This is a genomic window from Paenibacillus sp. S33 (assembly GCF_053615415.1).
This window is the reverse complement of sequence record NZ_JBSIEZ010000001.1, coordinates 741,533-766,856: the sequence shown is the minus strand read 5'-3', so window position 1 is coordinate 766,856 and position 25,324 is coordinate 741,533. Positions and strand designations below refer to the sequence as shown.

Sequence of the window (25,324 nt, the reverse complement as noted above, 5' to 3'; positions counted from 1 at the left end):
CTATGCCGCCGGTCTTCAACCTCTATTCAGCTCTGTGCGAACTTCATAAAGGCCAAATTCCTTTGTACTGCTCGTTTTGTATACGCTTTCATTATAGAATGAGAGATCACTTCTGCCATTGGACGCCCTTAGCTTATTTGATTGGACTTTTTTAAACTTCCTTCCTCATTTCACCGGGTGCCATGCCAAAATGCTTTTTAAATACCCGATAGAAATAAGACACATCCTCATATCCTGCCATCTCCGCGACTGCTTTGATTGAAATCTGTTTATTGACCAGCCATTCCCGCGCGTTTTCCATTCTTCGCTCTACGATGTAGTCCGTTACATTTTGACCATACTCCTGCTTAAATACCTTACTCATATACTCTTTGCTCACAAAAAAGTTTTTTGCCAACTGCTCCAGTGTAATCGGCCCAGCAAAGTGACTGTCGATATATCGTCGTACTTCTTCTAAATTCAGTTTGTTTTTGTATTTCCGCTGCCGAATGAGCTGATCCAGTTCCTGAACATAGCACGACGATACGAATTCCAGCGCATGTTCTACAGAGGATACGGCATCCTGCGACAGTGGGAATCCTGCCTTTGCCGTAGAAGTATCTAGCCCGTTATCCGCTGTGAGCTCTTTTAGCAGGGAAAGAAGCTCCTGTACCAGCCTGCCCAGCATATGTGGACTTGGTGCTCCATAACTCTCCAGCTCCTGCATAACCTGCCTACAAGTTATGTTCACCCCGTCACGGTTCAACTCATTAAAATAAAGACGCAGCAGTTGCTTATACCGGGTCAGCTTGTGAAAAAAACCATAATCCAGCTCCGTCGCTTCTTGCTGCTGTTCAGCAGCCTTGACCTCCAGATCGTTTTTGCATTTGAGCAACACTGTATTCAGCTCTGTAGGATTGACTGGCTTTAACAAATAATCGACGGCCTTGTAACGGATGGCATGTTTGGCATACGCAAAGTCATCATATCCGCTCACTACAATGATTTTTACATCAGGACAATGGTTATTTAGCGCTTGCAGCAGCTCCACTCCGTCCGCACCCGGCATGTGCATATCAGTAATCACAATATGGGGAGCTAACTCCCCGACCAGCCTGAACGCCTCGTCTCCGTCTTCAGCCTCACCCACTACCAACATTCCAAGTTTTTCCCATGTGCCAAATGTCTTTAGAATATCGCGGTTCCACGGCTCATCGTCCACAATTAATACTCTGATCATACTTTTCCCTCCTCTGCTGAGGTAAATGGAATGCGGATAGTGACACGTGTACCGACTCCCTGCTCACTATCTATCCTCACTCCGTAGCGCACTCCAAAATTCATCCGTATGCGTGAAGACACATTGCTCAATCCGATATGACTACCCTGCGCCCAGATCGGTTCCTCCGACGCGTTTTCCAGCTTTGCCCGTACTTTTTCCAGCTTGTCCGGGGCCATGCCGTTTCCATTATCGCAAACCGTAATACACACATCTTCTTTCATAATCTCCACCCGAATCCCCATTCTCCATGCCCCCGCCTTTCGGTCAAGACCGTGCTGAAACGCGTTTTCCAACAATGGCTGAAGCGATAGCTTAGGCAGTCGAATATCCATCGCCTGTTCTTCCGTCTCCACCTGAAACACCAATCTTTGTGGAAATCGCCGTTGCTGGATGCGCATATAGTGTCCCACATGGTCGAGCTCTGCGCGTAAAGAGGCCAAATCCTGAGGTTCCCGTACCACGTAACGGAACATCTCACTCAGCGACCGAATGACTTCATAGGTGTCCTCCGGCTTTTGCGAAAACACCATACTTCCGATCATTTGCAGCGTATTTTGCAGAAAATGTGGATGAATCTGCGCTTGGAGCGCTTTTAATTCAGCCGTCTTTTTTTGCAAATTTATACTGTATTCCGCCTGAATATGCTCGCGAATTCGGCCTGCCATCCCATGCAGACTTCTTTCCAGCAGCCCTATCTCATCCGGGCGTGTACTTGGCTGTCCAATCGGTCCTTTGATCATATCCAGCTCCTGTACGGAACGCGCCAAATGAACAATCGGACGTGCAGTCCGCCATGCGATGAAAACGGCAATGCAGATGGAAACCAGGATTGAAATCACGCCGACGATAATACCATACAGCATCGTTGAAAAAGCGCTGTGGTTAATGGAGGAAGTGGGTACGATTTTGACCAGCTTCAGCCCAACTACATCCAGATCATTATAGAACACATAATGTTCAGCAGTTTGAATCATCCCGGGGCCCGGCTTAACGTCACGAAGAACTGACAGCACACTTGCAGGAGGAGGCGACTGCCGAGCCTGTGCTGGATACATAACCCCGCCATCTGCATCTGTAATAAGCACCTGATGCTGATCCCCTCGTCCCAGCAGGCCCAGCGTCTGATCGAATTGCGACCACAATACATCCAAAGAAATAGCCCCCGTCTGCTTTTGGTCTTCAAAACGCCGAATACTGCGCGTCAAAATAAAGCGTTCCGGGTCAGCAGAGCTTGGACGAATCGAATAATCCTTATTCGCTTGCCACATCTCGCCATACTGTGGGGGAATACCGCTCACTGTCGTAATTTCATTTTGCATACTATTGAAGGTAAACAAGGTTTGCGATTGCTTCAAATAAAGCTGGATGCCGATCACATGACTTCCGGCCGAATAATACACATTCGCCATCGTATTCAACATTTTTCGCTGGGCATTAAATTGGCTTGAAAGATTGTCAGGCTCGCGCTCATTCAAATAATCGCTCAGATCAGGGCTGATCTGAATGCTGTAAATCAGATGATTCAGACGATCTAGCTGGTCGCTGATATAGATCCCCGTCCATTTCATATTGGACATGTTCGTCTCTACTACTTCAGCTTCCATGGAAGCTCTACTTTTTTCCGCAGCCAGCACCGTGACAGCAATGACCGGCAGCACAGATAGAACAATCATCGTCAAGATCAGCTTGAGCTGAATGCTGCGTCGATACGGGGCTGTCAGCGCCCGGAACCAGCGGACTGCTCGGGTTGTCATAGCGATGCACTCCTCTATTCAGCCATATGCGAAAACGCCCCGCAATTCGCAGGGGCGCTTCATGTACCGGATACTTCCGGGGAATACCTATATGATATTATTCGTGAGTCAGTTGTGGCTCACTATTCATCATTTACGCTTCTTCGATAATTATAACACCCCAAGGCTCTAATGTAAGCGTTTGTCCTTTGGTAACCGCATGCTCCCCAATCAGCTCCTTGCCGTCTCCATGCAGATATACCACCGAGCCTGCTTGTTCGGAATAGTTAAAATAGTACCGGATTGTCCGTCCCAGCTCATTCGTGCCGGATTTAACAATGATCGGATAAGACGCTTCCTGATCCAGTCCCCATACTCCTGCCTTTTTGGCTACAGAGCTAAATAGTTCACGGATGACCGCCGGACTGACGACACAGCCGATGTAGGTCGCTGTTCCCTGACCATAGCGGTTTTGCGTAATCGCGGCATATTTTCCCCAATGCGGATGATCGTAATAGGCCAATACTTCAGCAGTCGTCGGGGTAATCAGCTCCATCCACGTATCTACCTGATTGTCCTCTGCTGCCACCTCAAAAGGATTATTCTTAAGCGTCACCTTCTTCGGCTCCACGAACAAGCTGTAATGAATGCCGCAGGCTTCGCTAATCACGCCCGGCTGTCGGGACGTTCTCACCTGCACATGCTCGTCGGTAAATCCGCTTCGGAATGTGTATACCACATGACCACCTTTCTCCACATATCGGTTCAGCTTCTCCAGTAGTGCATCTGGGGCAGAATAGAGAACCGGGACGATCAAGAGATCATAGTCGTCAAACGATTCTGTACCTGGATGAACGATATCCGTCCCGATATTCAGTTTATACAACTCGTCATACAAACGACGTACGATATCATTGTAATTTAACGGGCTACTCATATTAAATTTAAACCAGTCAATCGACGTCAATGCTTCGTTACTGACCAGAATCGCCGTTTTATTTTTCTTTTTCAAGTTGACCAGATGCGGAGACAATCTTGCAAAATCCTTCCCTATGGTCTGTGCTTCCTCATACACTGGGTTCGGCTCAAAATCATGGCTCAGCAGACCCTTCCAGTAGGTTTCGAAGGAATTATGGATGGAATGCCAGTGCCAGTATGCCACCATATTGGCCCCGGAAGCCAGATGGCTGAACGCTTGCAGACGCAATTGCCCCGGATAGGGAACCCAGTGGGTAAAGGCCTGCGCTTCCGTTTCCAGCACTAGATAATTGTTATTTTTCGTCGAACGTGCCACATCGCCACCGAAGGAAATTTCAATACCAGTCAGGTCATCCTGTGATGGATGGTAAATATCCACCCCAGTCACATCAAAGGCTTGCGATGCCGCAAAGTGATCCACGTCTGGCTGAACACCAAAGGAATGACCTCTCCACGCAAAATCAAAGTTTTGCGTAACAAATTGGTCCTCCCGCTTATATTCCTTCACCAGCGCGACCTGCCATGCCAGAAAGTCCGTCACCAGCTTGCGCTGGAATTGGGAAAAGGCTGCGCCCAAACTTCCATTAATCGTTCCGACCACCGAAGGAAAGTCCTCCCAGCTATTGATGCGATTACTCCAGTAATCCAGACCAAATTTGCGGTTAAGCTCCTCCAGTGATCCAAACTGCTCCCGCAGATACTTTACAAATTGCAATTGCACATTGGGCCCGCTTGTGTTGTAATGCTTCGTCTCGTTATCCGTCTGAAAGCCAATAACCGCCGGATGCTGACTCACCCGCCCAATCAGCTTGCGTATGATTCGCTCGGCATGGAACAGGTACACCGGGTTCGTAATGTCCATAATCTGGCGAGCTCCATATTTGCCCGGACCTTGAGGCGTTGTCGCCAATACATCGGGATGCTCCTTCACCAGCCATGTGGGTACGGCATAGGTGGGCGTCCCCACAATGACTTCAATGCCCGCCTTATGCATGGCGTCCAGCACCCGATCCACAGAAGTAAAATCAAACACGCCGTTTTGCGGTTCATGCGTACTCCAAGTGGATTCGGCAATCCGCACCACATTGATGCCCGCATCCTTCATCATTTGAATATCTTGGTCCAAACGGTCATATGGCATATATTCATCATAATAAGCAACACCGTATAGTAGCTTTTTCATCAAGTCGTCCTCCAATTAGGTTCGTTAGGATTTTGCAAAATTCGATTCCAGTCGCTTCGAAGTGCAAGATATAGACGAACCAAGCCGCCCTTTAGATTGGCCCGGTCAATGATCACGCCGAAGATTGGAGCGCTAAGTGCATCCCATATACGGGCTAGTACGAATAAAGTACCGATAATAGAAACAGATATGCCAACATAATCCGTATAAATATCAGAGCAAGCGCTTTCTTTTATATATAAAAGCTTATACTATAGCATTTGTAAACGCTCTTTTATTATAGTTAAATGTTAGATACAATGAGATTGTCTAAGCGGTGTAAAATTTGCCCTAATCGAAGGTGATCTGATGATATTAAATCCTGATGTTGATCCAGCTCTATTTCATGATTGCCAATGGCTGCCCATTATTGACTGGAATGTGAAATTTTTTGGCGCCCATATTCACCGGGTCCAAGCGGATTGGTGCATGCCGGAGGAGTCTCATATCGGTTTTGAAATTGCACTCATTTTAGAAGGTCGTCAGGAAACGATTATGGAAAATAACGTATATTCGGTTGGGGAAGGTGATATTTTAATTATTCCGCCGGGTTTCAAGCATGTGAGTCAATGTGTTTCCCCAAACGGCATGTACTATTTTAGCTCTCATTTTAATGTCGATGATCCATTATTCCGTCAGGAAATGATTAAGAGCAATCAGCTCTTTTTTCCAGCGGGTACTGAAACGAATACCAAGCTGCAAAAGGTCGTCCATAGCTGGATTGGCATGGTGCAGGAAAGCGGAGAATATACGACAGCAGACCGTTTTCGTATGCAAATTGCCTTATTTGAGCTATTCGGGATATTCTCGCAAATGATATCTACCGGTTTGGAGCCCAGAATTGCGCCTTCATCCGTTCAATATGCCAAGGCCATCATGGAAGCCATTCAATCAAGGTTTAAGCCTTATCGGGAAGATGAATCTGGCGAGCAAGCGTTCCGTCTTGAAGATGTGGCGGCTTCCCTTGGGATTAGTCCCGGCTATGCCCAGGAAGTGTTCCGCAAGGTATACGGTTATTCTCCACGTCATTATCTATCGGAGACCAAGCTGCATGAGGCTAAGGTGCTGATCCAGCAGCCCAATCTGCCACTCAACAAGGTAGCTTCCCTGCTCGGATACTCCAGTCTGGCTCATTTCAGCAGACAGTTCAAGCGCTGGACAGGCACCAGCCCACTTAAATACCGCCAGACATTAAAACCGATTACTGATGAACAAAGGATTAAGATATAAGGACGGATAGCAAAAGCTCCACCGTGTTATTCAACCAAAAAAAGAGCGTGACACCGAATATCGCGGTTGTCGCGCTCTTTTGTCTCTATTTTCTATAAGCTGTACCGTTGCCTTAATGATCTAAAATCTTGACCAAGCACTCATTATTCAGATCACAGCCTAATGTCCCCTATATGCTGGTGCACCACATACATCATCCCCATCAGGAATACAGCCAAAGCTAAGTAACTGATGCCAAATTTCCAGCGCGATGATGCGGGCACTTCGTAATATTTATCATTTTCAAACGGAATGTAATCAATCCCACACAGCAATCTGAGCTGGTACGCATCCGGCGTCGGTATATGTTCCACACCGTTCAGCCATACATGCTGGACAAGACACTGCTGCGGCAGCTTAAGTGTCTGCTCCACATCCAAACTTTCCATATACACCGTCACATATTGCTGCCCCTCCAAATCCGAGTAGGTATTAAAGGATAATCTGCGTGTGTGCTCCGGTCCGGGCAGTGGATATCCTTGCTCATACAGATGCTGTACGTTCACCAGCGGCTTTTGCAAAAAGGATTGGATCTTGACCTCTCCTTTATTGCGTTTAACATATTTTTTGTACAAATCGTAGGCAAAGAACGCCCATATGAAGAAAAATAAAAAGGATTTTAAATATACTACGACTACAATTCCACCCAATAAGCCCACCAGCCACAGCCAACGCGTCACTGCCGTGGAAATTCGTCCTCCGTCGAGCGGATGAATCGGCAGCAGGTTGATCAGGTTCAGGAAAAAACCGACATACGAGAGCGCATACAACAGGGGACTGTCTGTTGCATAGGCTCCTGCGTATACCGCCATAGCCCCAACCGTCCCCAGTAACGGGCCGCCCATGGCTACATAAGCCTCTGTCTGCGCATCCAAAGGTTGCCGTTTCATTGTGATCAGCGCACCGAGAAAAGGAATAAATAACGGTGCTGACACGGGAAGCCCCTTGCGCTTGGCAGCCCATACATGTCCTAGCTCATGCACAAACAACAGCAACACGAATCCGACCGCAAATCCCCACGGGTAAATGATCGCATATGTGCTAATCGTTATCGCCATAGATATCAGCGCACCGCCAAATTTACTGAATTTTAAAAGGGCAAGTAACGACTTGCCTTTCAGAAGAAGCAATGCTGCTGCACTACCAAGGTACCATTTGGATGAGCCGGATTTGGAATCGGTCTTTTTCTCTTCATTTTGCAAAGGTATCCGTCTCCTTTCTTTAACACTTCCATTGTATCCTGCTATGTGCAGCTTGTAAAAACTTCTCTAACCCACAGATAAGCACCCAAGTGTCCATCCTCCTATCTGTTCTGTTATCATGTAAGAAAACGGAATAACCCAGGAAAGGATTACGAATCATGAGTTTTGAACTTACCCGGCGAGCCATCAGACAATTATGCAGTCAAGCCGCTTATGACGACGGGGATGCCTATTACCGGGCCAAAAGAGTGGCCTTTACACAAATAGATCATGATGAAGGTGTGTACGAAGCTACGGTCAAAGGAAGCAGCTTTTATGCTGTTGCGGCGATGATCCGATCCAATGGAAGTATCCGAGCAGAATGCACCTGTAGCACATTTCAGAACACCGGACGATATTGTAATCATATCGCAGCTGTTCTCCTTAACGCCCATGATATACGCCGTGGAAAAAGTCTGTCTGTGCGCTCCTATGCCTCCAGACTTCATCCCGGTACTGCCCCAGATACAGCAGGAAGCATGGATTCAGACGGGATGTACACATCTACAGATGCTCCATATGATCACACTGCTAGAACGGCACGATCCTCTGACATCACACGAGGCGATCTCCAGCTGACCGACAGTATGTTAAAACTATTTGACCGCAAGCGACCGCTTCGCAGCACACCAACCCTGCTGGATACTCGCGCGGTCTTGGATTTTCAGTTCATCATCCGGCCTTTTGCCTACGGTTACCAAAAATATATGTTTGGTGTGGAAATGAAGGCTGGGCCCAAACGATTATATATCGTCCAGAAAATTCGTCCGTTTCTGGATAGTATTGACCGTGGGGATAGCTACATGTTCACGAAAAGCTTCTCGTACGAGCCTGAGTTGTACCGCTTCCGTCCTGAACATGACGCTATTCTCCAGCAATTATCCCAGGTGTGCCACCATGAGCGTATGATTCGGGAAACCTCAGGCACGTATTCATCCTCCAGTAGTCATATGAGCGGCGAGCGAATGCTCCTCATCCCGCCTGCGGCTTGGGAAAAGCTGCTCCCCTTGCTGACAGCAGCACAGGGCGTCTACTTTGAAATTCACGGAAACATGAGCGACGGTATTCCCCAGTCCGACCTGATGCTTCCGCTGCAATTTGAATTTGATGAGGCCGAAATCGAAGGCTACCAGCTAAGCATTCAAGGATTAGATGACTTGACCATCATGGAAGACTATGGTGTCGTCATTGCCGATGGCAAGCTTGTCAAACAGAAAGCCGATCCCTTACGGCGTTTGTCCGAGCTAAAACGGATGGTAGAAGTACACCACAGGCGAAAAGTTCAGATTGCGCCAGAGCAGATGGAATCTTTTATGGACAAGGTTGTACCCGGGTTAATGAAGCTCGGACGTGTTCATATGACTCGGTCCGTCTCAAATCGGGTCACACAGCAGCCATTGAAGGCAAAGCTATATCTGGACCGGGTAAGAGACAAGCTGCTGGCAGGGCTGGAGTTCCAATATGGGGATATCATCATCAACCCGCTGGAAACAGATGCACGAACGCCTGGTATCGACCGAATTCTGATACGTGATGGGGAACAGGAGCAGCGGATTTTGGAGCTGATGGAGCATAGCTCCTTTGCCAGAACAGATAGCGGATATTTTATGGAAGATGAAGATGCAGAGTATGATTTTTTGTATCATACTGTTCCGCAACTGGAAAAGCTGCTGGACGTCTATGCCACAGGTGCAGTCAAAGCAAAAATAAACAATACTCTGCCTACCCCAAGGATACGCGCGGAGTGGGATGAACGTACAGATTGGCTTGAATTTAAATTTGATATGGAGGGCATACCGGAACCGGAAATTCGCAAACTGCTCAAATCGTTAGAGGAAAAACAGAAATATCACCGTCTTCCAAATGGTGCCTTGCTGCCGCTCGAAACAGAGGAGTACAAGGAATTGATTCGGTTCATGAATGAAACAGGTATCCGCAAAAGCGATCTGGATGCAGCGCAAATTCGTGTTCCCGTCACGCAAGGACTGTACTTAATTGATCCTCACGATCATGGGAAAAACCTAACTTTGGGTAAAACCTTTCGCCAACTGTTGGAAAATATACGTAACCCTGACCATCTCGACTTTCCAGTTCCAGACATGCTTGCCCCAATCTTGAGAGATTATCAGGTTTACGGCTTTCAATGGCTTAAGACATTGGCGCATTACCGTTTTGGGGGCATTTTGGCAGATGATATGGGGCTGGGTAAAACGCTGCAAAGTATCGCCTTTCTCGTCTCAGTATTGCCGGAGATCCGCAGCCAGCAGCTTCCAGCCATGATCGTGTCCCCTGCATCACTGGTGTACAACTGGCGGAATGAGCTGGAGAAATTTGCTCCACACGTCCGCGTCACTATCGCAGATGGCAGCCCGGAAGAACGCGGCCGAATCATACGGGATGCCGCCAGTTATGACGTCGTCATTACGTCCTATCCGCTGCTACGGCGCGATGCAGATGTGTACAGCAAGCCATCGTTTCATACGCTCATTCTGGACGAGGCGCAGGCATTCAAGAACCATGCTACCCAGACGGCGCAGGCTGTTAAGGATGTAAAAGCTCATTACCGGTTTGCCCTGACAGGAACGCCCGTAGAAAATACGTTGGAAGAGTTGTGGTCCATCTTTGACGTTGTATTTCCTGCGCTATTTCCCGGCGGGAAAAGAGCGTTTCACAACCTGCCTCGAAATGTGATCGCCAAGCGGGTTCGTCCGTTTTTGCTGCGCCGTCTTAAGAGTGATGTCCTCAAGGAGCTGCCGGAGAAAATCGAATCCGTGCAGGTATCCCGGCTTCTGCCAGATCAAAAAAAGCTGTACACCGCCTATCTGGCCAAGCTTCAGCATGAAACGTTGAAGCATCTCAACGAGGAAGGATTTCAGAAAAATCGAATCAAAATTCTCGCCGGTCTGACCCGACTTCGTCAGCTCTGCTGTCATCCGGGCTTGTTCATCGAAGGATATACGGGTAGCTCTGCCAAATTTGAACAGCTGTTGGAGATCATTACGGAATGTCTCAGCTCCGGGAAACGGATGCTCATTTTTTCACAGTTCACCACAATGCTTCAAATGATCGGACGCGAGCTTGCTCGAGAAGGGGTGTCCTACTTTTACCTGGATGGGCAGACTCCCGCTCTGGAACGAGTCGAGCTGTGCAGTCGCTTCAACGAAGGAGAACGCGAGCTGTTCCTGATTTCCCTAAAAGCAGGAGGCACTGGCCTGAACCTCACTGGTGCAGATACAGTCATTTTGTATGACCTGTGGTGGAATCCCGCTGTAGAGGAGCAGGCTACCAACCGAGCACACCGAATGGGCCAGAAAAAAGTCGTGCAGGTTATTCGTCTCGTCGCCCAAGGTACGGTAGAGGACAAAATGTATGAGCTGCAACAAAAAAAGAAAAACATGATCGACCAGGTCATTCAGCCGGGGCAAGAAACCCTTTCGGCACTGACCGAGCTGGAGATTCGCGAACTGCTCATGATCTAGCCAACTCTCCACGCTTATTTTTACGTTAGTATGACAATTCCACATGCAAAAAAGGTCCAATTGACGGTAGAAATTTTCCCGCATTGGACCTTTTTCGTTCTAATATGATTGTTTGGATCGAGCAGATTAATCCTGTTTTAATACTCTAGGTTCAATGGGAACTAGGTTAGACTCAATCTGGGTACGCTGAGGCTCATACCATTCAGGCAGCATCAGCTTATGTCCCAACTCATTCAATTCCTCATCCACGGTAAATCCGGGTGGATCGGTTGCGATCTCGAATAAAATACCGCCCCGCTCGCGGAAGTATACGGCATTGAAGTATTGGCGATCTACAATACCACTGGTTCCAAAACCATGCTGATGAACCCATTCGTTCCACGCCTGATGCTCCGTATCATCCTGCGCGCGCCAGGCAATATGGTGAACCGTACCGGCGCCGCCATTCCCCCACGGGACATCTTTGACCGGAATGTCGATCAGGTTGCCCAAATCACCTGTCGTCTGATAGCGGATGTAGCCTGCATTTGCGTCTTCTCCGATAAGAGTCATCCCCAGGACGTTCTCCAACACCCCTTGCGTATGTTTGGAATCCGCACTGTACAGTACCGCCCCGCCAAAGCCCTTGATAGCTTTATCCGTAGGCACACCCCCGGCTGTCCACGTGTTCAACGGGCCATCTTCCCGTTCCACCAACTCCAGATGTAAACCCTCGTTGTCTCGGAACTGGATGAATGACTCGCCAAAACGAGTGGCCTTCGTGAAAGATACCTTCAAGCTGTGCAGACGGTTTTCCCAGTATTCCAAAGCACCGGACGGCACGACATACGTCGTAATCCCGACCTGTCCGCCTCCAATCTTACCCTTGCGTGTACCCGGAGCTGGAAAAAAAGTAATGATCGTGCCCGGGCTGCCCTCTTCATTACCAAAGTACAAATGGTATACTTCTGGAGCATCAAAGTTGATCGTCTTTTTAATCAATCGCAAACCAAGTACGCCTGCGTAAAAATCAACGTTGCCCTGCGGATCGCCTGCAAAGGACGTGATATGGTGAATTCCAGCGGTTTTCAATGACATCTTTATCACTCCTTCATTAACATGTTGATTTATTTACACAAATGATTTACAAATTTCAAAATCCATTGTAGCTGACAAATTGTCCAACCGGCTTGCGGTATCCCCGTGCCCGCTGACCCGATTCGTCCTCTTTACCCAAGGTAATCATCATTACCGGTACAAATTGCTCTGGAATATTTAGTACTTCCTGCACCTTCGCCGGATCAAAACCGATCATCGGGCACGTATCCCAGCCTTTGTCCTTGGCAATCAACATAAATTGCATAGCCGACAGGCTGGCATTACGGATCGCTTCTTCTCTCTGGAAGACAGGTCCCCGCTCGCGATAAAACTGAGTTACCGATTCCACTGTACTATCATATTCCTGCTTGCTCAGGACACCTAAATTCAGGAATCCTTCGTTGAGGTCAGCTACCTTGGTATAAGCTTCTGTATCCCCCAGCACTACAATGGTCGCCGAAGCCGTTAATATTTTATACTGCTTACTTGCCTCATCATGCAGTCTTTGTTTGGTATCAGCATCCTGCACTACGATATAACGCGCATGCTGTAAATTAAAAGCCGATGGAGCAAACTTCACCAGCTGAAATATTTCTTCTAGTTCTTTTGCATCTATAGTAACATCAGGAATAAATTTAGAAGCTGATCTTCTCTCTTGAATAATATTCACCAGTTCGCTCATGTTAAGTTCCACTCCTTGATATTATTTTCAAATGAATTATCTTTAAATTAAGAATATATCCATTCGTGATTTCTGTCAAGTAAAACTATAATAATGTTAGTAAGTATTTTTGGATACAACTTAAGGGCTTATACCAGCCCTTTACAGATCCGTTGCCCGTATTCTCATCGTAATCGCTTCGCGTTGCGCTTTGGTTAAGCTCTTGAAGACCAGCTCATACGAATGGTCGATCATGCTGTACAAATCCTCCAGTGGGAAGGTAGCATCAACCTCAATCGTATTCCAATGCTTTTTATTCAAATGATAGCCTGGCTTAATCGCCTTGTTTTGTTCACGCAGATTTACCGCAATGACTGGATCACATTTCAAGGATACGTGGCAAATGTCATCCTTTTCAGTTAGAAGTGCAAACATCTTGCCCCCTACTTTTAGTACCAGGGGATCAGCACCAAATGGATAATCCTTAACAGCCTCTTTTTGGCTCAGACCATATGCTACAATTTGCTCAAACACCAGCCTTCTCTCCTCTGCTCCAAGTTGTCGAACTATGAACCTATTTGCGCCCTATTATATCACCTCCGTGCACTCCGAATACACCGGGTCCGTGCTACAATTAGGGGAACTGTGCTAAAAGGAGAGTCATTATGGATACCCTCACACACACATTGTTTGGCTTGGCCTTATACGGCGCAGTCAAAAGCCAGATATGGCGCGCAAGCAAAAAGGCGTTTCTACCGGAAGGGTCAATCCTTTCTATATGAATTTATCGACCGTCCATGACTTCATACACGTCCTAAAGATTTAGCGATATTTTACATACTGTATCTGCAAGCTGACAGCCCCTCACTTCCGAATAGGAAGTTAGAGGGGCTTGTTTTGTTCATATAGTAGAGAATGTTATACAACAGCCCTATATTTTGGTATACTTCCGTGAGAGGCTGTATCGATACATTCGAACGGTACTCTAGTTAGTGTAATTCAATATGTAGATGTGTGAGCCTATGGAGGTGAACTCGTTGGATTTTGCTCTGATCCGCAAGGACCGAGACAAAAGAACGGTCGCAAATTGACTCTTTTTTTGCCTTTCGGACCTTTTCAGCCTTGTGCTGAAAGGTTTTTTTGTGATCTAAAATAAAGGTAGGAAAGGATTTGAATGCAACCATGGCAACCTCAAAAGCACTTAATATTTTGCAATTGAAGAAAATGAAACAAGAAGGTTCACCCATAAGTATGATTACGGCGTATGACTATCCATCTGCTCGTTTGGCTGAGGAAGCCGGGATCGATATCATCCTTGTCGGTGATTCCGTAGGTAATGTGTTATCTAATTATAACTCCACACTGCCCGTCACTATGGATGATATGGTCTATCATACACGGTCTGTCGTGCGCGGTGCGGAACATACTTTTATTGTCGCGGATATGCCATTTATGACGTACCATGGGAGTAGTCAAGAAGCCCTTACTAATGTGCGCAGGCTCATGCAAGAGGGACATGCCCATGCCGTAAAACTAGAAGGGGGCATGGAAATTTGCGACACCGTGAAGCGAATTGTTCAATCCGGCGTTCCCCTGCTGGGACATATCGGACTTACACCCCAGTCTGTGCATCAAATCGGCGGATACTTCATTCAAGGTAAAAACTCACAGGCCGCTGAGCGCCTTCTAAATGATGCCCGGGCCCTGGAGCAAGCGGGAGCTTTTGCCATCGTGCTGGAACTGGTGACAGAGGAAGTGGCGAAGAACATCACCCAGGAGATATCTATTCCGGTCATTGGCATCGGTGCGGGGAGATACTGTGATGGTCAGGTTTTGGTGTATCATGACATGTTACAATACTCAGCACCTTACCGGGAGAAAAAGTTCGTTAAAACCTATTCGGATATAGGTGCTTTGATTCGTAACAGCATCGGGCAATATGTCGAAGACGTGAAGAATCGTTCTTTTCCAGGCGAGGAGCATGTTTTTAAGGCAGATGAGAACGTTGTAGAAGGATTATACGGGAATGCAAAAGTAAAGGCAGGGACCCTATAATGCGATTTCTGGTTGTAGGTGCAGGGGCGATTGGAGGCTATTTCGGGGGACTTCTTGTTCAAAAAGGAGAAGACGTGACCTTCTTCGTACGCCCTTCAAAAAAATCTCAGTTGGCAAAAGACGGTCTGATTGTTAGAAGTGTTCATGGAGATTTCCAGACGCCAATCCGTGCTATTACAAATGGTGAAGACGCCGATCCGTTCGACTGTATTATCATTTCGGTCAAAGCGTATCATCTTCCCCAATTGCAATTCGATCTTGAGCCTTATGTCGGTGATCATACCATGATTCTTCCGTTACTTAATGGTTACGAACATTTTGACTTTTTGCGCAAACAATTCGGTTCTGAAAAAGTGCTGGGCGGACTTTGTTATATTGAAACTACGTTGGATCATGATGGTTCTATTGTTCAGACAAGTCCGTTCCACCGTATCGTCTTCGGTGAATGGAACGGAGTGCAATCAGAGCGTACACAACTGCTGCTGAATCATCTTGATCATGCAGGCTTCACAGTGGCACGAAGTCACGATATTCAGCGTGAAGTTTGGCAGAAATATATATTCGTTGCCAGCTTGAGTGCAATTACAACACTGATGGATGCCTCGGTTGGGACTATACTTGCCACGGCAGAGTCACGTGCTATATACGAAAAGCTGCTGCATGAGATTGTCACACTTGCTCGCAACGCAGGGATGCCGATTGATTCGGAGATGGAAGCTCATACACTGAAAACGATGGAATCCTTACGACCAGAGATGATGTCATCCATGCAACGCGATATGCATAAAAAGCTTCCGATTGAAGCCAGTCATCTACATGGTTCACTGCTTGCATTGGCTTCAACCAGTAATACTGTTTACCCCATACTCGAAACGGTATATGCCCGATTAAAGGTATACGAGAACTTATTGGACACCGTCTAACATTCAAACTTTAAAATTAATTAAAAGAGGAAGCGGCAGCTTCGAAGGTGATAATGAAATCTTAGACTGCCGCTGCTTTTCATTTATTAAACTTCAAAAATCTAAAGAGTTCCTGTGCTTAAGCAAGCTTGCTCAAGCCCTTGAAGTAATGCTTCTAGCTCCTGCCTAGTTTCAGCGTTTGTAATATCACCTTCCTGATTTAGCTTCAAGGTGATATGCGGAATAATGACTTTTCCATTCTCCACAATCTCTGCATTGATCATTTGCAATGTGAGCAGCAGCGAGGCATGCGCCAGATGGCCGCCCATAGGAGACGGTGACGCGCTGATGACCGCTGTAGGTTTATTTACAAATTCACCTGAAGATACGAGCCAATCCAACGCATTTTTCAAAGCACCCGGCACCCCATTTCCATATTCCGGTGTACAGATCAGCACTCCATCCACTTGTTTCAATTGTTCCCGTAGCTCTCTTACGAAAGCTGGCCCCTCATCTACATCCAAGTCAGGGTTAAAATGCGGAAGATCCCCCAATCCATCATAGACTGTGAACATCATATTTTCAGAAGCCAGCCCCATAGCAGCCTTCATAAGTGCTGTATTGGAGGACTTTTGACGAAGGCTACCCGATATAGCCAATACCTTAATTTTCTGTTCCATCCGATCATCTCATTTCTTTTATCTTGATCTAATCTTGCATATCTAGTGTACTATAGCTAACAAGAGAATTAAAAAGTGGATGAGCGTCAACGATTCTTCCTATGAACAAACGGGCAATAAAAAAATGCCTGCGGCTTCGCAGGCATTCGTAATGAATCAATAGTCACTATACTAGGGTGGAATCTGTAGTGCTGAATCAAGTATCCTTCTCTTGCTTGCGTTTTATCCCAATCAGATCCAAGAAGAAAACAAACAACGGAATACCTACAATCAAGCCCCAAATTCCAATCAGATGCTCAGAGAAAATAAGTACGACAAAGGTAAAGAAGATCGGTAAATTCGTTTTGGATGACATCAGCTTCGGATTTAAGAAATAGGCCTCAATCGCATGAATCACCACGATCAGAATAACCAGATAAACCACATATTGAATGCCGCCGACACTGAAAGCGATCAGGCCGAGCGGTGCCAGTGAGATAAACACACCTGCCACCGGAACCAATCCCAGTACGAAAATGATGAGCGCAAGACCGAGCAGATTAGGGAAGCCCATAATCCAGAGCGCAATCGTGGTCAATATACAATTAATAAGTGAAATCAGCAGTTGAGCCTCCAATACCTTCCCGAACGTACCCAGAAACATACGGCCAAAATGACCCACTTCCTTGAAAAACCAACCCAGCTTGCTATCTACAAACGTAGCTGTAAAACGTGTAATATAGGATTTTTCCATCAGGAAGAACAAGCTCAAAATAATCGACACCAGAAGCTGTGTTCCCAATTGACTGACCTTCATCACTGCACTCAGGCCAGGCTCAAATAGCCGCTGAGCATTCAGCGTGTCCATAAATTCGATAATCGTTTCGTTCCATTGATTGCGATCAGGATACATATACGCTTGCTGAATCATGAGATACACCTGCTTGACCTGTACAACGATTAGCGGCACCATTCGGTAAACGCCCCACACCATAATCAGAATTAGCAAACCATACACCAGTAGTAGCACGATCATTGACGGCACATTGACGAACCGCTTGACCAGCTTATTCACTCCGTTATATATACTGCCAATCAAGATCGTAAGCAGCAGTGTTAACAACATAATATTCATCATGCTTCTTAACATAAACAACAGCAAAACGATTATCGCAAGGACGGCTATCCGCCTGACGCCCGCATGATTCATCCAGTTTCTTACCATTCGTCTTTATTCCCTCTCTCCCACTTGACTGTCAACTTTGCAATCTTCCTGAGCATCAACTTTCTCTTTTTAACAATTTACTGTTAGCGATCAATAGAGAACCTACCATGACTAGAATAGCAATAGACCACCAGAATGTATTTTTAGCATCATCATGATCTACAATAATGAGCCTGATGACAGCCGTGATCCCAATATAGATAAAATAACGTAATGGAAAATGAAAATTGGTTTTAAAGTACTTAACTATTAATGCTATGAATTCAAAGTACAAGAAAAACACAAGCAACTCTTCCGTGAATTCATAGTAATTTTTGTCGGTCTCTGCGTACAAAAAAACATAAGAAAAAATGGACCATGTTTCTTTTAGCAGTAAGAAGCTTAAAATCAGCCCGACCAGAAACAGCGAGATATTCAAGATCATTTGCAGAAAACTCGGTAACTTCTCAATATACTTCATTAGTACATTCAATACAGATCCCCTCACTGGTTGTACAGTATCTTTATTTATATTATCGGTGGTATACGTGAAAAATGCTACATTACTTTTGGGGTCACCTTAATGAAAGTTTATATTCGCCCCTGCAATATAACCAATGGAGATAAAGATAAGCGTCCATATCAGAGAACCTGCGCTTGCCACCAGCATATATTTTCGGACAGGCATCGCACTAATGCCCGACAAATAGCTTGTCGCATGTCTGACTCCTGGGATAAAATAACCGAACAAAATGGTCCACAACCCAAAGCGTGCAAACCACCCCTTAACTCTTGCAAATCGCTTCGGTGTCAATCCAACCCACTTGCCGTGCTTATCCACCAAGGGCTGACCCAGCTTTTTGCCTAGCGTGTAGCTGATCATCATCCCTGTCATTGCACCAATGAAGCTGACTAATATAGACACTGAATAATTCAGTACCATAATAGAAGATAAATAGCCGACAAACACCATAATAATTTCATCTGGAACCGGTAGGCCGATAATCCCAAGAGCAAGAAGAGCAAAAATAGCGATATATCCGTATTGTGTAATCATGCTGATGACCCATTCCATAGGGGAGCCACCTCCTGACCGATTATTTTTTGAAGGACGGAAAGGGAATACGGCTAACCATCAGGAACGACAGCACTACCATTAATGCAAGCAACAACCCCGGCTTCAAATGCTCACTCCATAAAAACATAAAGGACAAAATCACACCCGCCGCCGTAATCGGCATACCTACAAAGCCTTTGCTAAAAGCCATTAGGTTGAATCTTGCCAATCTTACCGCACCGCATATGACAAACAAAACAGCCACAAGCGGTCCTATCCAATGGGTATCTCCCAGCTTGTATAACAAGATCAAGAAAGCAGGGGCAACCCCAAATGAGACAACATCCGCCAGCGAATCGAGCTGTTTGCCAAAATCACTGGAACAATGCAACAGCCTTGCCAGCAAACCGTCTAATACATCCCATAAAGCAGCCACCACCACGAGAATAAAAGCGGTCATGTATTGCTCATGAATCGTGAAATACAGGGATAACACCCCTGCCCCCAGGTTTGCAATCGTGCATAGTGAGGGCAACCAATTCCATTTCATACTCTTAACTCCTTTGCCATAGCTTAGCCTCCGAATATAACAACAAAACGGACGCCGTCCTTGGTATTCTCCACCTTATAGCGGAATTCGTGCAAATCTAAAATTCGTTTGACGATCGACAACCCGAGCCCTGTCCCACCTGTCTGGCGGCTTCGGGACAGCTCGGCCCGGTAAAAGCGATCCCATATCTGCTCCAGTTGATCGTCAGGAATGGTCTCACCTTTATTTTCAATGGAAAAAAAACTGATTTCCCCAGCACCTTCGATACGAATCGTGATTGAGCTTCCTTCCTCAGCATGTCGTATGGCATTGACAACAAAGTTGATAATCACCTGTTCCAGCCATCCTACATCGGCATGGATCGGCATCTCATTGGCGGGGATAATGACCACTTCCAGCTTTTTCTCCTTCAACAAATGGAATAACTTGTCCACGACCTCCTCCACCAGCTCACTCAAGATAAAGGTCGTCTTGCGAAGCTTGAGGGTACCCGATTCCAATTTGGCGAGGTCCAGCATATCTTTGACCAATCGCTCCATTTTGTCCGCTTCCTCTACAATGACTTTCATATAATGATCCTGCTTCCCGGCGCTAACCCCATCTTGTAATCCTTCTGCGAAGCCTTTAATGATACTCAGCGGGGTTTTCAGTTCATGAGAAGCGTTGGCAAAAAAGTCTTGTTGCACAGCCTCCATCCTCTGCTTCTGTTCCATGTCCTCCACCAATTGCTGATTGGCCTCCTGAAGCTCGCGCAAAGCTGTGTCCAGGTTCTGGGACAGGGTATACATGCTGTAGGACAGGCTGCCCAGTTCATCATTCTGCCGGATTGGTGTATGGGCTGTAAAATCGAGCTTAGCCATCCGCTTGGCGGTATTATTCAAAGCAATGAGCGGACGGGTCACCATCCGGGAATAGAACAGGGACAAAATCAGAATGAGTGCAAATCCCCCGATCCCTAGGTACAGATAAAACCAGCGCAGAGCTTCATTCGTCTCACTAATTTCCTGCAACGATGTCACTGTGAACAGGAGGTCGATCTCGCCTGTGTCCTGACGAACAGGATGGACTATGACTGCATTGCGTACCCCTGTCCAAGGTTCCGTCCACTCTTCCTCCAACACTTCGAAATTCTTAAGTTTCTCCAGATGCGCCTGTGATAAAGGGAACCATTCCTCCAGCGCACTAAACAGTAAGCCTTGTCGCTGACTCCATGTTTTCAGATCCGGCAGTACAATCTCTGTCACCGTACCGGAAAATCTTACACGGCCATCTGTGCTTGCCTCTTCCGAAGTCGATCCTATATTTTTGAAACCAAGTTTCTGTATGCCGGTTGGATAAATTAAATTGGCGGTAGAGATGCCGTCCGTTCCCAATCCCTCACCTTCAACCGTTACCGTATCACCGGGCTGAATCCGAGCAGCTCTCAGTTCATCTCCGTACTCGCTCATAAACAGAGACAGCGATATTTTAACGATTTTACCATCCGCTTTTCTTAGATTGATATGAAACGCATCATCCAGCTTTACTTTGCCGTCCAGCGTTACAATCGCCAGCTGGTTTTTATTCTGAAGCATAAAGCGAGCTGCCTCACGGGAAACCCTGCCCGATCCCCAAGCCTCCTGGACATAACTTTGACCGAAGCTTTGCAAGCGGCTTTCCACACGACCAATCTTCTGTTCCTGATAAAAATTTTCAAAAAACAGCAATTGACTTAAAATCACCATACCGTAAAAACACAGGAAAAACACAACCGTCATAATGAACAACTTAAAGGTAACTCCCCGTTTGTTCATTCTTCCTCCTCAAACCTATAACCTGTACCAAAAACCGTACGGATATGGCGTGATTCACGGCCTAACTTACTTCTCAGCTTTTTGATATGCGTATCGACAACTCGTGTATCTCCTTCAAAGTCGATGCCCCACACCCGGTTCAGTATCGCATCCCGTGAAATAACTATGCCTTTATTATGTATAAGCAGCCGCAGCAGCTCATACTCCTTGGGCGTCAGCTCGACTTCCGCCTGATCCACCTCAAGCCGATGAGCCATCGTGTTGAGAATGGCACTACCGAACCGCAAAATATGCGACTCCGGCTGTACATGTCCCTCCACCCGTTTCATCAGCGCGTTGGCGCGGGCGATCAGCACCTTGGGGCTGAAAGGTTTGGTCACGTAATCATCGGCTCCCAGTTCAAAGCCTAATATTTTATCATCATCACCGGATTTGGCTGTCAACAAAATGATCGGCACACCTGAGCGGCTACGCACCTGGCGACACACTTCCCAACCATCCAGTTCCGGCATCATAATATCGAGTATAATCAGGTCCGGCTGCACCGAATCAAACCAGATCAGTGCATCTTTTCCATTGCCTGCTTCATAGACTTCCCAATTATTCTGTTTAAAATAGTCAGCAATCACTTCACGAATACGTATCTCATCCTCCACGAGAAGAACTCTTTTCTTCAATCGACTTCCCTCTTTCGGTCATTCTAGGACACCAGCATATCAAAGACATGTGTACTTTATGTGTTCTTGACACTTCTTATCAGCAGAAGTTCTCATCCGCAAATTCAACCTTGGATTAGGGCAAATTTGTCTTGGCTCAGACCATCTCATCTCCTATGATCCTACCCTATAATAAGAAGAGATACAAAAAGCTTGAACAGGAGGGTAATACATGAGTAATCAAACCATTCAGTGGTTTTCCACTTCCAAAGCTAAAGCTTGGCAATCCCATGCTCATCATTTGACCGATACTCAAGAGAGTGCCAATCTAATCTTTACGGGAGAAACGCATCAGCTTGTCGAAGGATTTGGTGGCTGTTTTAATGAATTAGGTTATGTGGCCCTGAACCATTTGGAAAAAGACGAACGAGATCGGGTGCTTCATTCTCTCTTTCATCCAGCGGGCGAGCACAAATTTGCGATTTGCCGACTTCCTATTGGAGCGAGTGACTACGCGCTGGAGTGGTACAGCCACAATGAAACAGACGGTGACGTGGAGATGAAGCACTTTTCCATTGAGCGTGATCAGCAATATCTCATTCCTTTTATTCGGGAAGCGTTACAACTCAATCCGGACTTGAAGTTGTTCGCTTCACCCTGGAGCCCGCCGACATGGATGAAATCACCGAAAGCCTACAATTACGGCATGCTGCGCTGGGAAAAGGATATTTTGAAAGCGTATGCACTATACTTTGTCAAATTTGTTCAGGCTTATCGAGAGGCAGGTATTACAATTCATCAGATTCATGTTCAAAATGAAGTCATTGCCGATCAGAAGTTCCCTTCCTGTGTATGGACCGGAGAGCAGCTGCGTGAATTTATTCGCGACTATTTGGGTCCTGCTTTTGAGGAACACGGACTGGATACGGAAATTTGGCTGGGCACCATTAACGCACCCGATCCGTGGGAGGAATTAATGAAAAAGACTTCGACCGGATTCGATGAGTATGCCCACACCGTGTTGAGTGACCCCCAGGCCTACAAATATATTAAAGGCGTAGGCTACCAGTGGGCAGGCAAAAATGCCATTCAGCGCACCGTTGCCAGTTATCCTGAGCTTCGTTACATGCAAACAGAAAATGAATGCGGGAACGGAGAAAACTCATGGGACTACGCCAAATATGTATATAATCTGTACCAGCACTACTTCACCAATGGCGTAAATGCTTATATTTACTGGAATATGGTTTTGGAACCGAAAGGCAAGAGTACATGGGGCTGGGAGCAAAATTCGATGATCACCGTTGATCCGGCGGATCGAAAACCTGTCTTGAATCCGGAATATTACGTCATGAAGCACTTTTCTCATTTTGTATTACCGGGTGCCCGACGCATAGGACTTCGTGGCTCATGGACTGGAAATGCAGTTGCTTTTCAAAATACAGACGGGCAAAGGGTAGTAGTCATCGCCAATCCGTTCAAGGAATCGCGTGTGCTGAATCTGTCTCTCGGAGAAACAACACACCGCTTGGAGATGGAGCCGGAGTCCTTTAATACTATTGTGATTCCTTCTTAACACCGCAGATTTCTGGACTCTTCCAGTCTTGCACACATCATTAGGTACCCCTGTCCAGTCTATAAGTGCCCAAGCATATGCATAGTTTCCAAAATGGATGTATATCCTTTTGCGTATAGTAGCTATAGATAGTATACTTGGAATAACTACGGACAGGAGGTCGATGAATATCACTACTGTAAAAGACCGGATTGATTTGAAGCTGATTAATTGTGATAAGGAATTGACTCTCGCGGTCATCGGTGGAAAATGGAAGCTGATTATTTTGTGGCATCTCGGTATGGAAGGCACCAAGCGGTTTGGTGAATTGAAGAAGCTAATCCCCCACATTACGCAAAAAATGCTGACCAACCAATTGCGCGAACTAGAGGAAGATAAGCTCATTCTGCGTAAAGTCTATCCTGTCGTCCCTCCGCATGTGGAATATTCACTGACAGAGCATGGCGAAAGCCTGATTCCGGTACTGAGAGCAATGTACGATTGGGGATCAAACTATCGCGAGAACGTGATCTGGAAAGAAGAAGAGATTCAGGACATCACACCCGTGTGATCAGCAAAACAAGCATTTTGCGAAATGCTGAACTATATTTTTAGTAGAGACGACCCTGGGGAGATCTGGGGTTGTTTTTTTATGATATAAAGACATTCCCCAAGATAATAAAAGAAATGGATGCAAGTATCCGTTTCCATTGGCATTAAAGCTCGTTTTTTGCCATATATCCTCATTTTACACTTGTATCCGTGATTTACATTACATCCTCTGTGACGTATGATTCTTCCATCCCTATTTACAGTGAATCCAAGAAGGAGGCCGTTCTAGCATGAGCATGACGCTTGCCCAGCCCACAACGTCCCAAGCGACCCAATTACGCATTGGTTCCATGGAAATGATTCAATACGACTATCGTCAATTTCCTGACTCAAAACCTTATCAACACCATTGCTGTGGCTTGCTTACTATGTCGTGTAACGGCGCTCAAGGCCTGGCGGAATATGAGCTGCCTGAAATTAAAGGCGCTTTTGACCTCGTCCGCTGGGCTTCCGTGTTTACCTCGCTCAAGGGTCTGTCCTTAACCGAGGCTGAGCAATATATTCAGCACCACGCTGATCACTGGGGACCTGATAAAACAGAGCTGGCTCTATCTGCCTTATCCGATCTGACTGCCCATGCGAACCTGCACATTCTCTCCCCAACAGCGACCATCCTCCCCTCTCGGATTAGTCGTTCTTATCTCATCGTGCATGGCCTGGTCTACTATTCATTCTAGATATCGTCCACAACTCCATTGTCAATCCACTTTCCAGTTCACGTAAAAAAGCCTGAGACTGTTTATCACAGGCCAGGCTTTTACACTTTCAGCACAGAGTTGACTACACTTGCAATTTACCTGCACGAATATCGTCTGTCATTCCTGCGTAAGGTGCTTGGGAAATTAATTGTTCGTTGTTCACACCCGCATTTTCGATGAATGTAATATCTGCAAATTCAGGAACCACATACTTCGGATACGTTTCATACTTTTCACGCGATTCCTCCATCAGCGGAATAAAATCGTTTTGATAGCGCACAGTGATTTCCGGATGCTCATGAACCCATTTAGGGAAGAAAATAATGCCATGCATACGTTTTTCCTCAGGCATAAAGTTCAGAGAAACGTCAGTGCCTGTCGGTTCGGTCCACGATACTTTATACACATTTTCCACCAGCTTCACCAGATTGACCTTCTGATCACGTACCCAGCGGCCGCCTACCATACCACTATGAATGCGATAATCGATCGTATCTTCATTTTTAATATATATTTCGTACTCCCAACCATTCTCATAAGTGTAGATCATGTGGCTGCCGATAAACTTGTCCATCTTGCATCCTTCTTTCCTAAATTATAAGTTTTTATGAATTGAATAGGAGACCAAAGATAATAAATATTCAATTCAAAACATGTAATAT

General features: G+C 46.2%; 23 protein-coding genes. 7 read left to right on the top strand and 16 right to left on the bottom strand.

Annotated elements, in window-relative coordinates:
- Window positions 1–151: 151 nt before the first annotated feature.
- From ACWGXJ_RS03570 to ACWGXJ_RS03555, 4 genes are all read right to left on the bottom strand, one after another.
- A complete protein-coding gene (locus ACWGXJ_RS03570) occupies window positions 152–1,219 on the bottom strand; it encodes a response regulator transcription factor (protein WP_165178946.1) in 1,068 nt (355 codons plus the stop codon).
- Window positions 1,216–3,015, bottom strand: coding sequence for a sensor histidine kinase (locus tag ACWGXJ_RS03565; protein ID WP_452566208.1), 1,800 nt, complete (start codon window positions 3,013–3,015; stop codon window positions 1,216–1,218). The genes ACWGXJ_RS03570 and ACWGXJ_RS03565 overlap by 4 nt, the downstream gene beginning before the upstream one ends.
- Window positions 3,016–3,148: 133 nt before the next feature.
- Window positions 3,149–5,155, bottom strand: a complete 2,007-nt coding sequence (locus tag ACWGXJ_RS03560) for a beta-galactosidase (RefSeq protein ID WP_452566207.1) — start codon at window positions 5,153–5,155, stop codon at window positions 3,149–3,151.
- Window positions 5,155–5,367: an MFS transporter gene (locus ACWGXJ_RS03555; RefSeq protein ID WP_452567860.1), complete on the bottom strand. Its 213-nt coding sequence runs from the start codon at window positions 5,365–5,367 to the stop codon at window positions 5,155–5,157. The genes ACWGXJ_RS03560 and ACWGXJ_RS03555 overlap by 1 nt, the downstream gene beginning before the upstream one ends.
- A gap of 136 nt (window positions 5,368–5,503) precedes the next feature.
- Between ACWGXJ_RS03555 and ACWGXJ_RS03550 the strand changes: the two genes are divergently transcribed.
- Window positions 5,504–6,424, top strand: a complete 921-nt coding sequence (locus tag ACWGXJ_RS03550; protein WP_235307181.1) for an AraC family transcriptional regulator — start codon at window positions 5,504–5,506, stop codon at window positions 6,422–6,424.
- Between the two features lie 152 nt (window positions 6,425–6,576).
- On the opposite strand, the gene ACWGXJ_RS03545 is transcribed toward ACWGXJ_RS03550, so the two are convergent.
- Window positions 6,577–7,665 carry a site-2 protease family protein gene (locus tag ACWGXJ_RS03545; RefSeq protein ID WP_235307180.1) on the bottom strand — a complete coding sequence of 363 codons (1,089 nt, stop codon included), beginning with the start codon at window positions 7,663–7,665 and terminating at the stop codon, window positions 6,577–6,579.
- Between the two features lie 158 nt (window positions 7,666–7,823).
- Between ACWGXJ_RS03545 and ACWGXJ_RS03540 the strand changes: the two genes are divergently transcribed.
- The gene (locus ACWGXJ_RS03540) at window positions 7,824–11,183 is read left to right on the top strand and encodes a DEAD/DEAH box helicase (protein ID WP_452566206.1); all 3,360 of its coding nucleotides are present in this window, start codon (window positions 7,824–7,826) and stop codon (window positions 11,181–11,183) included.
- 126 nt (window positions 11,184–11,309) lie between these two features.
- On the opposite strand, the gene ACWGXJ_RS03535 is transcribed toward ACWGXJ_RS03540, so the two are convergent.
- The 3 genes from ACWGXJ_RS03535 to ACWGXJ_RS03525 all read right to left on the bottom strand — a co-directional run bounded on the left by ACWGXJ_RS03535 (window position 11,310) and on the right by ACWGXJ_RS03525 (window position 13,455).
- A complete protein-coding gene (locus ACWGXJ_RS03535) occupies window positions 11,310–12,260 on the bottom strand; it encodes a ring-cleaving dioxygenase (protein ID WP_250259474.1) in 951 nt (316 codons plus the stop codon).
- 55 nt (window positions 12,261–12,315) lie between these two features.
- The gene (locus ACWGXJ_RS03530; protein ID WP_029515856.1) at window positions 12,316–12,942 is read right to left on the bottom strand and encodes a nitroreductase family protein; all 627 of its coding nucleotides are present in this window, start codon (window positions 12,940–12,942) and stop codon (window positions 12,316–12,318) included.
- Window positions 12,943–13,083: 141 nt separating this feature from the next.
- Complete coding sequence (locus ACWGXJ_RS03525) at window positions 13,084–13,455, bottom strand: MmcQ/YjbR family DNA-binding protein (RefSeq protein ID WP_165178939.1); 372 nt, start codon at window positions 13,453–13,455, stop codon at window positions 13,084–13,086.
- Between the two features lie 648 nt (window positions 13,456–14,103).
- On the opposite strand from ACWGXJ_RS03525, the gene panB reads away from it, so the two are divergent.
- Both panB and ACWGXJ_RS03515 read left to right on the top strand, forming a co-directional pair.
- Complete coding sequence (gene panB, locus ACWGXJ_RS03520) at window positions 14,104–14,976, top strand: 3-methyl-2-oxobutanoate hydroxymethyltransferase (protein WP_322172455.1); 873 nt, start codon at window positions 14,104–14,106, stop codon at window positions 14,974–14,976.
- On the top strand, window positions 14,976–15,899 hold the full coding sequence (locus ACWGXJ_RS03515) for a ketopantoate reductase family protein (protein WP_452566205.1): 924 nt from the start codon (window positions 14,976–14,978) through the stop codon (window positions 15,897–15,899). The genes panB and ACWGXJ_RS03515 overlap by 1 nt, the downstream gene beginning before the upstream one ends.
- Before the next feature lie 101 nt (window positions 15,900–16,000).
- Here ACWGXJ_RS03515 and ACWGXJ_RS03510 read toward each other — a convergent pair whose 3' ends face one another.
- The 7 genes from ACWGXJ_RS03510 to ACWGXJ_RS03480 all read right to left on the bottom strand — a co-directional run bounded on the left by ACWGXJ_RS03510 (window position 16,001) and on the right by ACWGXJ_RS03480 (window position 21,818).
- Window positions 16,001–16,558: an NADPH-dependent FMN reductase gene (locus ACWGXJ_RS03510; protein WP_452566204.1), complete on the bottom strand. Its 558-nt coding sequence runs from the start codon at window positions 16,556–16,558 to the stop codon at window positions 16,001–16,003.
- 196 nt (window positions 16,559–16,754) lie between these two features.
- A complete protein-coding gene (locus ACWGXJ_RS03505) occupies window positions 16,755–17,762 on the bottom strand; it encodes an AI-2E family transporter (protein ID WP_069291049.1) in 1,008 nt (335 codons plus the stop codon).
- A gap of 55 nt (window positions 17,763–17,817) precedes the next feature.
- A complete protein-coding gene (gene psiE / locus ACWGXJ_RS03500) occupies window positions 17,818–18,234 on the bottom strand; it encodes a phosphate-starvation-inducible protein PsiE (protein ID WP_081330719.1) in 417 nt (138 codons plus the stop codon).
- Between the two features lie 87 nt (window positions 18,235–18,321).
- The gene (locus ACWGXJ_RS03495) at window positions 18,322–18,816 is read right to left on the bottom strand and encodes a DedA family protein (RefSeq protein ID WP_013308662.1); all 495 of its coding nucleotides are present in this window, start codon (window positions 18,814–18,816) and stop codon (window positions 18,322–18,324) included.
- 22 nt (window positions 18,817–18,838) lie between these two features.
- Window positions 18,839–19,348, bottom strand: a complete 510-nt coding sequence (gene pssA, locus ACWGXJ_RS03490) for a CDP-diacylglycerol--serine O-phosphatidyltransferase (RefSeq protein ID WP_025677988.1) — start codon at window positions 19,346–19,348, stop codon at window positions 18,839–18,841.
- A 23-nt stretch (window positions 19,349–19,371) separates the two neighbouring features.
- Entirely contained in the window at window positions 19,372–21,141 is a 1,770-nt protein-coding gene (locus tag ACWGXJ_RS03485; protein WP_452566203.1) for a sensor histidine kinase, read from the bottom strand.
- Window positions 21,138–21,818 carry a response regulator transcription factor gene (locus tag ACWGXJ_RS03480; protein WP_061831262.1) on the bottom strand — a complete coding sequence of 227 codons (681 nt, stop codon included), beginning with the start codon at window positions 21,816–21,818 and terminating at the stop codon, window positions 21,138–21,140. Before ACWGXJ_RS03480 ends, ACWGXJ_RS03485 begins: the two co-directional genes overlap by 4 nt.
- A gap of 211 nt (window positions 21,819–22,029) precedes the next feature.
- On the opposite strand from ACWGXJ_RS03480, the gene ACWGXJ_RS03475 reads away from it, so the two are divergent.
- The 3 genes from ACWGXJ_RS03475 to ACWGXJ_RS03465 all read left to right on the top strand — a co-directional run bounded on the left by ACWGXJ_RS03475 (window position 22,030) and on the right by ACWGXJ_RS03465 (window position 24,641).
- On the top strand, window positions 22,030–23,373 hold the full coding sequence (locus ACWGXJ_RS03475; RefSeq protein ID WP_452566202.1) for a glycoside hydrolase family 30 protein: 1,344 nt from the start codon (window positions 22,030–22,032) through the stop codon (window positions 23,371–23,373).
- 163 nt (window positions 23,374–23,536) lie between these two features.
- Window positions 23,537–23,923: a winged helix-turn-helix transcriptional regulator gene (locus ACWGXJ_RS03470; RefSeq protein WP_452566201.1), complete on the top strand. Its 387-nt coding sequence runs from the start codon at window positions 23,537–23,539 to the stop codon at window positions 23,921–23,923.
- Window positions 23,924–24,194: 271 nt separating this feature from the next.
- Window positions 24,195–24,641, top strand: coding sequence for a hypothetical protein (locus ACWGXJ_RS03465; RefSeq protein ID WP_254327323.1), 447 nt, complete (start codon window positions 24,195–24,197; stop codon window positions 24,639–24,641).
- 103 nt (window positions 24,642–24,744) lie between these two features.
- Here the strand turns inward: ACWGXJ_RS03465 and ACWGXJ_RS03460 are convergent, their stop codons facing one another.
- The gene (locus tag ACWGXJ_RS03460; RefSeq protein WP_013308656.1) at window positions 24,745–25,236 is read right to left on the bottom strand and encodes a phenolic acid decarboxylase; all 492 of its coding nucleotides are present in this window, start codon (window positions 25,234–25,236) and stop codon (window positions 24,745–24,747) included.
- Window positions 25,237–25,324: the final 88 nt, after the last annotated feature.